Genomic DNA, 14,249 nt, shown 5'->3' with positions numbered 1-14,249 from the left:
TGAAAAAACGATGCAATTGCTCACTAATCATATTGGCTATCAGGTAAACAATGCGAAACGCGCAGTGTTGATGTGTACTGATCCACATCATCCAGTGACGACTGCATATTTAGTTGATGCGTATTCTGAAAACACCGTTCTAGAGCTCACACTCGAAGGCGGACAATCTGTCGACAACTGGCATTGTGGAGTGTTTTTTACTATCGACTTCAGTCAGTATCAGCAGGCGGGACGTTACTACCTTCGCTACCAGTCCGTTCGCTCTCATGATTTTCTTATTGAAGAACATAATCTATTAACGCGCAGTTTTTCTGATGTCATTCATTATTTCAAATCTCAACGCTGCGGTGGACAATTCGATGAACACGATAGGCAAGCGCGTATTATCGGCAGCGATGAAACCGCCGATGTGCACGGTGGTTGGTATGATGCTTCTGGAGATGTCAGTAAATATCTAAGCCACCTTTCCTACGCCAATTACCTCAATCCACAGCAAACTCCAATGGTGGTTTGGAATATGCTGAAAGCGGACGATATCCTGTTCGCACAACAAGACACCCCAAATTTTATGCGTGCACGTTTACAAGAGGAAGCGCTTTACGGCGCCGAGTTTCTTGCTCGCATGCAACATAGCGACGGTTACTTTTACATGACCGTATTTGATAAGTGGAGCAAAGATGTCGAACAGCGCGATATCTGTGCCTACGAGACTCAATTAGGTCACAAGAAACAAGACTATCAAGCGGGTTTTCGACAAGGTGCTGGCATCTCTATTGCCGCTCTTGCCAAAGCGAGCCAATCTGAGTCGGCCACCTGTTCCCAAGCAACGCATTTTATTGAGCTAGCCCGAAAAGGCTATTGGCACTTACAAGAACATAATACGCAATATCTCAACGACAGCATTGCTAATATCATTGATGAGTACTGTGCACTGCTGGCGACGGTCGAGCTTTATAAAGCGAGCGGTGAAGACCTTTATTTAGATCAAGCGAGAATCTGGGCGGACTCATTAGCCTTGCGGGCCAAAGCCGACGACAACTACGATTTCTTCTGGTCTAGTGATTGTGATGGTTCTCGCCCGTTTTACCACGCTGCTGAAGCGGGTTTACCTGTCATTGCATTAGCAGAATATCTCGCTATTGAAACTAACTTTGAACGTCAACAACGTTTCGCGCAATTAGTCACACAAGCCTGTCAATTTGAACTAACAGTAACCGCTGAACTATTTAACCCCTTTAGTTACCCAAGACAGTATGTAAAAGGTGTTGATGAGCCAAAACGCTCTGCCTTTTTCATTCCACATAACAACGAATCTGGATATTGGTGGCAAGGTGAAAATGCCCGTATTGCTTCTCTCGCATCCATGGCTTTGATTGCCAAGGACGTAGTCTCGGACAGTTCATTAAAGCAACAGCTAGAGAGCTATGCTGCTCACTGCCTCGACTGGATATTAGGGTTGAACCCCTATGACATGTGTATGTTAGACGGTTACGGTTTTAATAACCCCGATTATCTACCGCAGCTAGGATTTTTCAATGCCCATGGCGGTATCTGTAACGGCATTACTGGCGGCTTTGACGATGAACGAGATATTGCATTTAACCCCAGAAATCAAAAAGACGACATGCTGCAAAACTGGCGTTGGGGTGAGCAGTGGATTCCTCATGCTGCATGGTATCTGTTGGCCGTGGCACTAAAGCATAGCGATAGCAAAGGTGAACATCATGGCTAGATTCATCGCGGGGATCGACGGGGGCGGCACTTCGTGTCGCGCCAGAGTTCTAGATAAAGATGGCACGATTATCGGTGAAGGCAAAAGTGGTAGCGCCAATATCATGTTGGGGGCTGAGGTTGCTTTAACCTCAATCATCGAAGCGATCTCCATTGCGCTGACACAAGGTGGTTTGGATGACTCCTACTTAAACCAAGTCGACGTGGGTCTAGCACTAGCAGGCGCAGAGCATAAAGCCAGTTACCTCGCTTTCCTATCAGCCCCGCATCCATTTGCCAGTATTACTCTAAATACCGACGGCTACGGCGCATGTTTGGGCGCTCATGAAGGCAAAGATGGCGCCATCATGATAGCGGGCACGGGCTCTGTTGGTCTGTTTATTTCAGGTACAACGCAGCACGTCGTTGGTGGGCGTGAGTTTCCGATTTCTGACCAAGGAGGCGGCGCTATCATGGGGCTAAGGTTGATTCAAGATGTGTTGCTTATTCAAGACGGTATTTTTGATTCCTCTCCTTTGGCCGACATCGTAATGACGCATTTTAACAATGACATTGACAATATTGTTGAATGGTCAAAGATCGCCTTGCCTAGAGATTACGGTCAGTTTTCACCGCAGATTTTTGAGTATGCCTATCTCAATGATCCTCTTGCAAAAAAATTACTGATGCAAACCGCCCGTGATATTGAGATGTTTCTTACCGCCTTGCATCAACGCGGGGCAGAAAACATCTGTTTAATGGGCAGTATTGCCGAACGTATTTTTGATTGGTTATCGCCAGCAGCGCAACGTTGGATAGTGTCTCCAAAAGGAGATGCAATGGACGGTGCGTTGATGATGGCAGGACAGCCAAGTCACAATCTTTACGATTGAGGTAGATCTATGGACTTTCGTATCGACTTAGCAGTGATTGAAATCTTACCCAAAGGCAGCCGCTTTGGGCTTACACTGCATAATCTCTCTGAAAAAAGCGTGGCTAATTGGCAACTCAATTTTGCTTTCGACAGGCATATTGAGAAAACCAGTTTATCTCATGGAACGCTGAAGCAAGTAGGCAGCCTATGCTCTTTATCGATAAACAACACGCCACTTTATGCCAACAACCACTGCTACGTAGAGTTTGCTATTTCTACATCACCATTCAAACTGCTCTCTGATGGTATAAAAGAAGCTTACCTAACCACAGATTCCGGAACGCAATGCACCGTATCTGTGTCACCTATTGTGTTGAAAGAAGCGATCGACCAACCAACTGAAGTACCTAGCGTCAAAGCAGCAAGACATAAGCTTATTCCAGAGCCGATGTCAGCTAACTTTAATAATGGTGTCTATGAGCTAACTCGTTATAGTCAGATAACCGTCGACAATACAGAGTTTCAATCTGCTGCCAATTGGTTAGCCGAAGAAGTAACTCGCTTGTTCAGTATCGAATCCAAGTCTATTGGTCAGCAAGATATTCATTTTAGGCACTCTCCAGTACTGGATTCTGAAGAATATAAGCTGATCGTCAATGATAACGGTGTGGTCATTGAGTCAACCAGTCAGTCTGGCTTTATCTATGGTGCAGCGACCTTAATTCAATTGATGGATTTTGATGCAGCGCGCCATACTCTCTACATTCCTTTCTGCCAAATTCATGATAAACCTCGTTTTGCTTATCGTGGAATAATGATAGACAGTGCGCGTAGCTTCCAATCAGTTGAAGACATCAAACGCCTTATCAACCTGTTTGCTCATTATAAATTGAATACCTTCCATTGGCATTTAACGGATGATGAAGGGTGGCGTGTTGAAATAAAAGCGCTACCTGAGCTTACTGAGATTGGCGCTTGGCGAGGCCCAAGTGAAACCCTTGAGGCTCAGTTTCATCATATCAATCAGCGTTATGGCGGATTTTATAGCCAAGAAGAGATTAGGGACGTCGTCGCATTTGCCGCACAACGCGGCATCCAAGTGATTCCAGAAATCGATATTCCAGGCCACTGCCGTGCCGCCATCAAGTCATTGCCACATATGCTGGTTGATCCTGATGACCGCTCTATCTACCGCAGTGTCCAACATTACAACGATAATACGCTGTCGCCAGGTATCGATGGCACATATCGCTTCCTTGATATCGTCTTAGAAGAGATTAGCGAGCTATTCCCTGCTCCTTACGTTCATATTGGTGCAGATGAAGTGCCTGTGGGTGTTTGGGAGAAAAGCCCAAGTTGCCAAGCTTTAATGGAGACTCACGGCTACAGCAGCTCTAAAGAGCTGCAAGGTCATTTACTCCGTTACGCTGAAGACAAACTGAAGTCTCTGGGTAAACGCATGCTGGGCTGGGAAGAAGCACACTTTGGACACAAAGTTAGCAAAGACACGGTCATATACTCGTGGCTAAGCGAAGAAGCAGCTATTAACTGCGCCAAACTCGGCTATGACGTCGTACTGCAGCCGGGTCAAACCACCTATCTGGATATGGCACAAGATCACTGCCCAACAGAGCCTGGTGTTGATTGGGCAAACGTCATCACACTGGAGCAAGCTTACCTATATGAACCTCTCTCTGAGCTGAGCTCTGATGACCCAATCAAAAAACGGATACTAGGCATGCAAGCTGCGCTGTGGACTGAAATAGTCAGCCACCAGCAACGCCTAGATTACATGATATTCCCCCGACTACTCGCTCTAGCAGAGACTGCTTGGTGTCCAGAGAATCGAAAAAACTACAGCGCATTTTTAGCAAGACTGAAAGCTCACCTTAGCTTGTTGCAACGCCAAGGTGTTCAATATCGCGATCCTTGGACTCAGATCGAGGAAACTGAAAACGCGCATCTCCAGACGAACAACAATAACAACGATAGAATTTAATTTCCCCATAAGGATATAGACATGCAATACGGCTACTTTGACAACGAGAATCGTGAATACGTCATCACTCGTCCCGATGCTCCTGCGCCATGGACCAATTACCTTGGTACTGAAAAATTCTGTACTGTGATTTCTCATAATGCCGGTGGCTACTCGTTCTACAACTCACCGGAATACAATCGAGTCACCAAATTCAGACCAAATGCAAGCTTTGACCGCCCAGGGCACTATGTGTACCTACGCGATGACGAAACCGGAGACTACTGGTCTATCTCTTGGCAGCCTGTAGCCAAGAGTCTCGACGAGGCTCAATATGAGGTTCGTCACGGTCTTTCTTACTCGAAATTCAAATGTGACTATGCGGGAATAGAGGCAACCAAAACCTTGTTTGTTCCTAAGGGTGAAGATGCTGAGATTTGGGATGTTGTCATTCGTAATACCAGTAATAAGCCTCGCACTATCAGTGCCTTTTCTTTTGTTGAGTTCTCATTCAGTCATATTGCCTCTGATAACCAAAACCACCAGATGTCACTTTACTCAGCAGGCACCGATTATAACGATGGTGTGATTGAGTATGACTTGTTCTACAACACTAACGATTTTGAAGGCTTCTACTACCTAGCATCAACCTTTGAACCCGATAGCTACGATGGTCAAAGAGATAATTTCCTTGGTGCTTACCGAGATGAATCGAACCCTATTGCCGTTGAACAGGGACGTTGTTCGAACCATACGCAAACCTGTTATAACCACTGCGGATCACTGCATAAGCAATTCACTATTCAGCCAGGAGAAGAGGTTCGTTTCGCTTACATTCTAGGTATTGGCAAGGGCAACGGGGCCAGACTTCGCGCAAAATATCAAAACCTATCTGAAGTGGATAGTGCCTTTGAGGCCATCAAAGCTCACTGGGAGACACGCTGCGCGAAATTTCAAGTCAGCTCTCCGAATGAAGGCTTAGATACCATGTTGAATACTTGGACTCTGTATCAAGCTGAAACCTGTGTGGTTTGGTCTCGCTTTGCCTCATTTATCGAGGTGGGAGGTCGCACCGGCTTGGGATACCGAGATACGGCCCAAGATGCCATGGCCGTCCCTCACTCTGCTCCTGAAATGACTAAAAAACGCATTGTCGATCTGCTTCGTGGCCAAGTTAAGGCTGGTTATGGTTTGCACCTATTCGATCCTGATTGGTTCGATCCTGAGAAAGCGGACGTTAAACCTTCTAAATCACCGACGGTAGTGCCAACACCTAGCGATGAAGATAAGATCCACGGTATCGCAGATACCTGTTCTGATGACCACCTATGGTTGGTACCAACTATCTGCCGCTATGTGATGGAAACTGGCGAAATGGACTTCTTCAATGACGTCATACCTTACGCCGATGGTGGTGACGCCACTGTGTATGAGCATATGAAGGCAGCGCTTGATTTCACAGATAAACATGTCGGAGCTACTGGTATTGCAAAAGGTCTGCGTGCCGACTGGAACGACTGCCTAAACTTAGGCGGAGGAGAATCCTCTATGGTGGCATTCCTTCACTACTGGGCGCTACAAGAGTTTGTCGACTTAGCTCGTAAATTGGGGCAACTTGACGATGTGGCACACTATGGGCAGATGGCGAAAAAAGTTCAAGATGCCTGCGAGACTCACCTTTGGGATGAGGATGGTGGCTGGTACATCCGTGGTATTACCAAAAATGGCGATAAAGTCGGAACTAACGAACAGACCGAAGGCAAGGTTCATTTAGAATCAAACACTTGGGCGGTAGTGTCAGGCGCGGTCTCCGAAGAACGAGGTAAGAAAGCCATGGACGCGGTTGACGAATACCTCTACTCCGATTACGGCTTACATCTCAACGCACCATCTTTCGCTACTCCTAACGACGATATTGGCTTCGTCACTCGGGTCTACCAAGGAGTGAAAGAGAACGGGGCAATATTCTCTCACCCTAATCCATGGGCTTGGGTCGCTGAAGCTAAGTTAGGACGCGGTGATCAAGCAATGAAGTTCTATGACGCTCTAAATCCGTATAACCAGAACGACATGATTGAAACTCGAGTTACCGAACCGTACTCCTATGTACAGTTTATTATGGGACGTGACCATCAGGATCATGGCCGCGCCAATCATCCATGGTTAACAGGTACCTCAGGATGGGCTTACTTTGCCGCAACCAATTACATCCTTGGGGTTCGCTTAAGCTTTGACGGCCTTATCGTTGACCCATGCATTCCAACAAGCTGGCCTGAGTTTGAAGTCACTCGAGAATGGCAAGGCGCAACTTACCATATCAAAGTGACCAACCCCAACCATGTTAGCAAAGGCGTCACAAGTATCACCTTAAACGGTGAAGATATTGAAGGTGCTATTCCTGCACAACCTAAGGGTAGCGTTAACCAAGTCAACGTTGTTCTCGGCTAATCAAAAGCCTGAGTTGACCATAATAATGAGCCCTACGGGGCTCTTCTCAAGGAGCAATGTATGATCAAATTTGGAACAGGCGGGTGGCGCGCTTTTATTGGTGAAGAGTTCACTCGTGATAACGTCAAACTGGTAGCGCAAGCGCTGGCTAACATCATCAATGATGAAAACGTCGCAGAACGAGGATTTATCATCGGCTATGACCGACGTTTTCTATCGGACAAAGCGGGCCGCTGGTTTGCCGAAGTGCTAGCCGCGAACCAAATTCCAGTACACTTTATCAATAAGTTTGTGCCAACGCCTATCGTTATGTTTAAAGCCAAGAGCATGAACTGCGCTTACTCGGCTTGCATCACCGCATCTCACAACCCTGCTGATTACAACGGCATTAAAGTATTTATTGAAGGTGGTCGCGATGCCGATGAAGTGATTACTGAAAAGATAGAGTCTCAAATCGCGGCCTTAACTGCTACGGAGGTAAAATCTATCGACTTCGAGCACGCCGTGGACAACCAACAGATCATCGAAATAAACCCAATGAACGAGTTTGTCGATTCAATCATTGAGCTTATTGATATTGAGTCCATTAAAAAAGCCAATCTACGCGTGTTGATCGACCCTATGTTTGGCGTAGCCAAAAATGCACTACAAACTGTACTGATCAATGGTCGCTGTGATGTCGATGTGATTAACGATGGGAAGAACCCAGATTTTGGTGGGCTTATGCCATCCCCTAGCGCCGCAACCCTATATCGCCTAAAACACTTGGTGGCAGCAGAAGGGTACGATATTGGTATTGGTACTGATGGCGACGCTGATCGCTTAGGGATTATTGATGAAAAAGGTAATTTTATTCACCCTAATGAAGTCTTAATGCTGCTTTATTACTACCTTCTTGAATACAAAGGTTGGAAAGGCTCAGTAGTGCGTAACATCGCCACAACTCACTTACTCGATAAAATCGCACAGAGTTATGGTGAAAAGAGCTTTGAGGTTCCCGTAGGCTTTAAGCACATCAGTGCCCAAATGGAGGCCAACGACTCATTAATCGGCGGTGAAAGCTCTGGCGGTCTAACCATACGTGGTCATATCAAAGGCAAAGACGGAGTATTTGCTTCTAGCTTACTGGTGGAGATGCTTAGTGTCACCAATAAAAAACTCTCTGAACTACTTGATGAGATTTATAGCAAATACGGTTATGCCTACACGGCTGAAGGTGATTGCACCTTCAAACCGGCTCAAAAGGACAGCCTTTACCATAAAATTTATGTCGAAAAGTCTCTGCCTGAGTTCGATTACGAGGTAGAGAAAGTCAGCTACTCCGATGGAGCAAAAGTTTACTTCAAAAACGGTGGTTGGGTCATTGCTCGCTTTTCTGGTACCGAACCACTATTGCGTATTTTTTGTGAGATGGAAGATAAAGCGCAAGCAGAATATGTTCTTCAGCAGATGAAAGACTTCTTGTCTTTATAGTCTCTGCGTCCTCGTCTTCTTACCGTATATTGGGTTGAGTCACCTTTCAATCCAAGTGAATAGTAAGAAGCTCCCTATAGGTGAAGAACATTTTGCCCGGCGACTGTCGCCGGGCTTTTTTGTACCTAGTCATTGGCGATGCCACTTTATTGCAAGAGAGTGACCTTTCGTGCGTATTTGAACAGAGCAAAGGAACTATCACTTGGGTAATTAGGCAAAAGCCACAATACCTTGTGACTCTACGCTTACAGCCACATTCTGGCCGACATACAAGGCTTCCATCGAAGTACCCAATACCTTAGTACCCTCAATTTCTACCACATAGCGACAATGATCACCCATGAAGTGCTGCTCAAGAATAGCGATCGAGCTGCTATCTGAGGCCCTTAACTGGACGTGCTGCGGTCGAACAAGCAATTGGCATTTTGCTCCCTGATCAATCAAGGTGCATGACGATGCTTCTATATGACCAATGGCCGTATTAAATGTAGAGCCTGACAAGAACGTGGCTGCTAGATAGCTTCCGCCACCTAAAAAGTCAGCAACGAATTTGCTCGATGGACAGAAATACAGCTCTGATGCTGTACCATACTGCTCAATCACGCCTTGATTCATCACCGCCATTTTGTCGGCAAACGCAAACGCTTCTTCTCGACTGTGAGTCACAAAGATGGCTGTGACACCCTGCTTTTTGAAAATCTTGCGGATCTCTCGAATCAGCTCATGTCGTACTTGTGTATCGATATTAGAAAATGGTTCATCGAGCAGAAGTAGATCGGGTTTATAAGCTAAACTACGAGCAATGGCGACACGCTGCTGTTGTCCACCCGATAGTTGATGAGGATAACGATCGCTAAACTGATCCAAATGAACCAACGTCAGCATCTCCTCGACAATCGCATCTTGTTCTTGCTTAGCCATGCCCTTTAGACCAAAGGCTACATTTTGAGCTACGGTTAAGTGAGGAAATAGCGCATAATCTTGAAAGATCATACCGATATTACGCTGCTCTGGCGCTAGCCATGTCTCACCATTGTCGATCACGCGCTCACCAAGCGTCATCACACCTTGAGAAAGAGGCAATAAACCTGCCACCGCTTTAAGTAGCGTGGTCTTTCCGCAACCACTCGCGCCCAACAAGCAAACAATTTCACCTTGTTCAACCTGAAGCGATAAGGACTCTAAAATCGTCTGACCATCATATTGGCAAGATAGTTTTTTGATAGACAAAGCCGTAGTCATTAGTGATTTTGCTCCAGTGAACGGTTAACAATAATAAGAGGTAGTAGGCCGACCAACACTAACAATACCGCTGGCATCGCGGCAAGTTCTAAGTGCTCGTCAGAAGCAAAGTTGTACACGTAAGTAGCCAGAGTCTCGAAATTGAAAGGACGCAATAACAGGGCTGCATTAAGTTCTTTCATGGATTCAATAAACACCAGTAAACCAGCGATCAACACGCCCCGTTTGATAAGCGGCAAATGCACTCGAAGCAACATTTGGTTCTTCTTACATCCCATAGTGCGTGAAGCCATATCAAGAGACGGCGATACCTTACTTAAACTGGTTTCAATACTACCGATAGCAACGGCAGAAAAGCGCACCACCATTGCAAAAACAAGTGCAAACATGGAACCAGAGAAAATCAATCCAGGGCGTTGCCAATCCATCCATTTAGCAAAATCGTTGACGCTGTGATCCATAAATAACACGGTGACCATAACCCCAATCGCCAAGACGGTTCCCGGTACGGCATAGCCAAGCGAAGAAGCGCGCATAAAGACCACACTTTTTCTATTTGGTGCAAGCCTACGATAGAAGTTCACGACGATAGCAACAAAGACACCAATAATCGCTGCCATCAATGACACTTTAAGGCTATTCATGGCATAGGTCTGAAATTCTTCGGTCCAGCTTTGCGCAAAATACTTGTAGGCGTAAATCATCAACTGACCAAGCGGCAAGATAAATGCAATCGACACTAAGCCCCAACACCAGAACAGCGCTAACCATTTTTTCCAGCCCGATAGTTCATAGCGAAAATCTTCGTGACTGTTGTATTGGCTTTGAAATAGCTTTTGCTTACGTCGACTATAGCGCTCAGCGCCGAGTAACAACACGATCACCACCATCATCATGGCCGAGATCTTCGCAGCAGCACTTAAATTAGAATACCCCAACCAAGTATCGTAAACCGCCGTGGTTAAGGTACTCACGGCAAAATAGCTCACGGTACCAAAATCGCCTATGGTCTCCATCGCCACTAATGACAAACCAACGGCGATCGATGGTCTAGCGAGTGGTAATGAAATGCGCCAAAAGCTTGCCAACGGAGAACACTTTAACAGACGTGCCGATTGCAACAGTGAGACGTTCTGCTCCATAAATGCCGCACGGCACAGCAGATAGACATAAGGATACAGTACTAGCGACAAGACAACTGTAGCACCTCCAACGGTGCGAATATCAGGAAACCAGTAATCCCCTGCTTGCCAGCTAAAGACATCTCGTAGCCATATTTGGATGGGACCAGCAAAGTCAAACCAATCGGTAAAAATATAGCCAATGATATACCCTGGCATGGCAAGTGGTAGCACTAAAGCCCACTGCAACACTTTTTCACTTGGCAGTTTGCACATAGCCATCAGCCATGCACTAGGAACCCCCAAAAACAAAGAGAGTACCAAGACACCAGCAACCAATTTGACCGTATTTGAGATGTAGGTGGGCATCACCGTCGCAAGGAGGTGTGAGAAGAGATCACTTGATTCACCAAGTGCCGTGTAGAAGATCGCTAAAATAGGCAAAACCAGTAGCAGAGTTATCACTCCACTACTGGTTTTCCAAACATCATTTTTTTCTTTCATTGCCTAAACATACAGCAGGCGACACGAAGTCGGAAGTTCTTAACCAGAATAACAAAGGGGGTATTATACCCCCTTTCTGTCGATTATAGGTCGAACTTAACTTCGTCTAACAATTTGATTGCAGCACTGTGATATTCGGCAATCTCATCGAGCGAAATTTTATCTGCTTTGAAATCACCCCATGATGCCACAAGCTCAGAACGCTTAACGCCTTCTTTTACTGGGTACTCATAGTTAACTTCTGCATACATTTGCTGAGCTTTGTCGCCTGTTAAGAACTCCATTAGCTTCAATGCGTTGTCTTTGTTTGGCGAGTATTTCGCCATTGCCATACCACTGATATTTACGTGAGTACCCGTTGTGTTTTGGTTCGGGAAGTTAATGTATACCGCATCAGCCCAAGCTTTTTGCTCTTTATCATTAACCATCTTACCTAGGTAGTAGCTATTACCTAGAGATACGTCACACAGGCCTTCGCTGATCGCTTTCACTTGAGCGCGGTCATTGCCTTGTGGTTTGCGTGCTAGGTTAGCTTTTACGCCTTCTAGCCACTCTTTTGTCTCCGCTTCACCGTGGTGAGCAATCATAGAAGACACAAGAGATACGTTGTAAGGATGCTTACCGCTACGAGTACAGATTTTGCCTTTGTACTCAGCGTTTGCTAGGTCGATATAATCAAAATCATTACCTAGCTTGCCTACGCGGTCACGAGAAGAGTATACGTTACGAGTACGCAGTGTTAATGCAAACCACTCGTTCTCTTTATCGCGGTACTGAGCAGGAACGTTAGCGTTGATTACGTCACTATCTACCGCTTGAACTACATCCTTGTCAGTCAATTCCGCTAGACGGCTAATATCTGTGGTTAACACTACGTCAGCCGGGCTATATTCGCCCTCTTGCTGAAGTTTTTCTGCCAGACCTTTCTTAGCAAACTTTACGTTTACTTTAATGCCCGTTTCTTTAGTGAACTCGTTAAACATAGGCTCAACAAGGAAAGGTTGGCGGTAAGAGTAAACGTTGACTTCTTCAGCAGCCATCGCTGGTGCTGCAAAGCTAGCTGCAATTGCTGAAAGAGTTAGCAGTTTTTTCATCGTTTTAGTTCCTTTAATTCATAATGAGAACGTTTATCAGTTGCGTTATTATATTCATATTAATTCTGAAAACAATGATCTGATATAAAAAAACCTGCCATAAAAGGCAGGTTTTGATTAAGTTTGTAACGAAACATTACTTAACACTAACAAACTCCGGATAAGCACCTACACCACAATCGTGCATGTCCATACCCTCTAATTCTTCTTCTTCTGTTACACGAATACCGATTGTCGCTTTCAGCACTGCCCAGACTGCAAGACTTGCCGCGAATACCCAACCGAAGATAACTGCTGCGCCTAAAAGCTGAGCACCAAACGTTGCATCGCCGTTGCTTAGTGGCACTACCATTAGGCCGAAGAAACCACACACACCGTGAACAGAGATAGCACCAACCGGATCATCAATCTTAAGCTTGTCTAGGCCAATGATGCTGAATACGACTAGCGCACCGCCTACTGCACCAATAGCTACTGAGTACACAGGTGAAGGAGATAGAGGGTCAGCAGTGATAGCAACAAGACCCGCTAACGCACCATTGAGAATCATAGTTAAGTCAGCTTTACCCCACGTTGTTTTACACACTAGCATTGCTGCAATAGCACCCGCTGCTGCTGCTGCGTTAGTGTTAAGGAAGATTTGACCTACCGCTGTCGCGTTCTCAAAATCTGAAACCATTAATTGAGAGCCGCCGTTGAAACCGAACCAGCCTAACCATAGGATAAACGTACCTAGAGTCGCTAAAGGCATGTTTGAACCTGGAATTGGGTAGATTTCACCATTCTTGCCGTACTTGCCTTTACGAGCACCTAGCAACAGAACACCAGCTAATGCAGCCGCTGCACCCGCCATATGAACGATACCTGAGCCAGCAAAGTCACTAAAGCCTGCTTCTGATAGGAAACCACCACCCCAAGTCCAATAACCTTCCATAGGATAAATAAATGCCGTTAGTACGACAGAGAAGATAAGGAAAGACCAAAGCTTCATACGCTCAGCAACCGCACCGGATACCACTGACATTGCTGTTGCTACGAAAACAACTTGGAAGAAGAAGTCCGACTCTAGAGAGTGGTCTGCACCTTCACCTTGAGTGCCGATTAGCGCACCAAACGATGGTAGCCAGCCGCCTTCGCCATTGTCCACATACATAATGTTGTAACCCACGATGAGATAACAAGTACATGCGATAGCGTACAAACAGAAGTTTTTGGTTAAGATTTCAGTGGTGTTTTTTGAGCGAACTAGGCCAGCCTCTAACATGGCAAAGCCTGCCGCCATCCACATTACGAGCGCGCCTGAAATAAGAAAGTAAAAAGTGTCTAGCGCATAACGCAGTTCGCTGACTGTTGTTGCTAATTCCATAATATGTTCTCCAATCCCTTAAAGTGCTTCAGCATCCATTTCGCCCGTACGAATACGTACTGCTTGGGCTAGGTCGTACACAAATATTTTTCCGTCGCCAATCTTGCCGGTTTGAGCCGCATTAGTGATAGCTTCTATAACTCGGTCTACGTTGTCTGCGTGCGTTGCAATTTCCAGCTTCACTTTCGGTAGAAAGTCCACTTGATACTCTGCACCGCGATATAATTCTGTGTGACCTTTCTGACGACCAAATCCTTTGACCTCAGAAACTGTCATCCCTTCAATGCCTACATCTGCAAGTGCTTCTCTTACATCATCCAGCTTGAATGGTTTAATGATTGCGTTAATAAGTTTCATGGCATCCCCTTCGCCTTTTTATCCCTGTTGCTTAAAACAGCAATCAAGGTGCGTGCCAACTTTTTAACCTATTGAAATATAA

At 45.7% G+C, this 14,249-nt stretch carries 10 protein-coding genes; 5 read left to right on the top strand and 5 right to left on the bottom strand.

Translation table 11 applies throughout. The features are described from left to right. Positions 1 to 10: 10 nt before the first annotated feature. From HW45_RS19550 to HW45_RS19530, 5 genes are read left to right on the top strand one after another with little or no spacing between them, the layout of a single operon-like run. Entirely contained in the window at positions 11 to 1,732 is a 1,722-nt protein-coding gene (locus HW45_RS19550) for a glycoside hydrolase family 9 protein (protein ID WP_038229091.1), read from the top strand. Beyond that, a complete protein-coding gene (locus HW45_RS19545; protein WP_038229089.1) occupies positions 1,725 to 2,603 on the top strand; it encodes an N-acetylglucosamine kinase in 879 nt (292 codons plus the stop codon). Before HW45_RS19550 ends, HW45_RS19545 begins: the two co-directional genes overlap by 8 nt. Before the next feature lie 9 nt (positions 2,604 to 2,612). Continuing rightward, positions 2,613 to 4,583 (top strand): beta-N-acetylhexosaminidase, encoded by a 1,971-nt coding sequence (locus HW45_RS19540; RefSeq protein WP_038229088.1) that lies wholly within the window; start codon positions 2,613 to 2,615, stop codon positions 4,581 to 4,583. Positions 4,584 to 4,604: 21 nt separating this feature from the next. Further along, complete coding sequence (locus HW45_RS19535; protein ID WP_038229087.1) at positions 4,605 to 7,010, top strand: GH36-type glycosyl hydrolase domain-containing protein; 2,406 nt, start codon at positions 4,605 to 4,607, stop codon at positions 7,008 to 7,010. Positions 7,011 to 7,070: 60 nt separating this feature from the next. Then, positions 7,071 to 8,483 carry a phosphoglucomutase/phosphomannomutase family protein gene (locus HW45_RS19530; RefSeq protein ID WP_038229086.1) on the top strand — a complete coding sequence of 471 codons (1,413 nt, stop codon included), beginning with the start codon at positions 7,071 to 7,073 and terminating at the stop codon, positions 8,481 to 8,483. Between the two features lie 210 nt (positions 8,484 to 8,693). On the opposite strand, the gene HW45_RS19525 is transcribed toward HW45_RS19530, so the two are convergent. From HW45_RS19525 to HW45_RS19505, 5 genes are all read right to left on the bottom strand, one after another. After that, positions 8,694 to 9,725 carry an ABC transporter ATP-binding protein gene (locus tag HW45_RS19525; RefSeq protein WP_038229084.1) on the bottom strand — a complete coding sequence of 344 codons (1,032 nt, stop codon included), beginning with the start codon at positions 9,723 to 9,725 and terminating at the stop codon, positions 8,694 to 8,696. Beyond that, positions 9,725 to 11,350 carry an ABC transporter permease gene (locus HW45_RS19520; protein WP_038229083.1) on the bottom strand — a complete coding sequence of 542 codons (1,626 nt, stop codon included), beginning with the start codon at positions 11,348 to 11,350 and terminating at the stop codon, positions 9,725 to 9,727. Before HW45_RS19520 ends, HW45_RS19525 begins: the two co-directional genes overlap by 1 nt. A gap of 83 nt (positions 11,351 to 11,433) precedes the next feature. Then, on the bottom strand, positions 11,434 to 12,444 hold the full coding sequence (locus HW45_RS19515) for a Fe(3+) ABC transporter substrate-binding protein (protein WP_038229082.1): 1,011 nt from the start codon (positions 12,442 to 12,444) through the stop codon (positions 11,434 to 11,436). 136 nt (positions 12,445 to 12,580) lie between these two features. After that, positions 12,581 to 13,810, bottom strand: a complete 1,230-nt coding sequence (locus tag HW45_RS19510) for an ammonium transporter (RefSeq protein ID WP_038229081.1) — start codon at positions 13,808 to 13,810, stop codon at positions 12,581 to 12,583. An 18-nt stretch (positions 13,811 to 13,828) separates the two neighbouring features. Next, positions 13,829 to 14,167 carry a P-II family nitrogen regulator gene (locus tag HW45_RS19505; protein WP_038229080.1) on the bottom strand — a complete coding sequence of 113 codons (339 nt, stop codon included), beginning with the start codon at positions 14,165 to 14,167 and terminating at the stop codon, positions 13,829 to 13,831. Positions 14,168 to 14,249: the final 82 nt, after the last annotated feature.

Source organism: Vibrio sp. ER1A (genome assembly GCF_000733315.1).
Lineage (GTDB): Bacteria > Pseudomonadota > Gammaproteobacteria > Enterobacterales > Vibrionaceae > Vibrio > Vibrio mediterranei.
The sequence above is the reverse complement of the archived record's forward strand: the minus strand, read 5'-3'. Positions and strand labels throughout refer to the sequence as shown.

What these genes read in the sequence shown, in the direction of transcription:
- HW45_RS19515 (WP_038229082.1), bottom strand. Translation starts at nt 12,444, where the DNA reads ATGAAAAAACTGCTAACTCTTTCAGCAATTGCAGCTAGCTTTGCAGCA.
- HW45_RS19535 (WP_038229087.1), top strand. Translation starts at nt 4,605, where the DNA reads ATGCAATACGGCTACTTTGACAACGAGAATCGTGAATACGTCATCACT.
- HW45_RS19530 (WP_038229086.1), top strand. Translation starts at nt 7,071, where the DNA reads ATGATCAAATTTGGAACAGGCGGGTGGCGCGCTTTTATTGGTGAAGAG.
- HW45_RS19540 (WP_038229088.1), top strand. Translation starts at nt 2,613, where the DNA reads ATGGACTTTCGTATCGACTTAGCAGTGATTGAAATCTTACCCAAAGGC.
- HW45_RS19520 (WP_038229083.1), bottom strand. Translation starts at nt 11,350, where the DNA reads ATGAAAGAAAAAAATGATGTTTGGAAAACCAGTAGTGGAGTGATAACT.
- HW45_RS19545 (WP_038229089.1), top strand. Translation starts at nt 1,725, where the DNA reads ATGGCTAGATTCATCGCGGGGATCGACGGGGGCGGCACTTCGTGTCGC.
- HW45_RS19505 (WP_038229080.1), bottom strand. Translation starts at nt 14,167, where the DNA reads ATGAAACTTATTAACGCAATCATTAAACCATTCAAGCTGGATGATGTA.
- HW45_RS19510 (WP_038229081.1), bottom strand. Translation starts at nt 13,810, where the DNA reads ATGGAATTAGCAACAACAGTCAGCGAACTGCGTTATGCGCTAGACACT.
- HW45_RS19525 (WP_038229084.1), bottom strand. Translation starts at nt 9,725, where the DNA reads ATGACTACGGCTTTGTCTATCAAAAAACTATCTTGCCAATATGATGGT.
- HW45_RS19550 (WP_038229091.1), top strand. Translation starts at nt 11, where the DNA reads ATGCAATTGCTCACTAATCATATTGGCTATCAGGTAAACAATGCGAAA.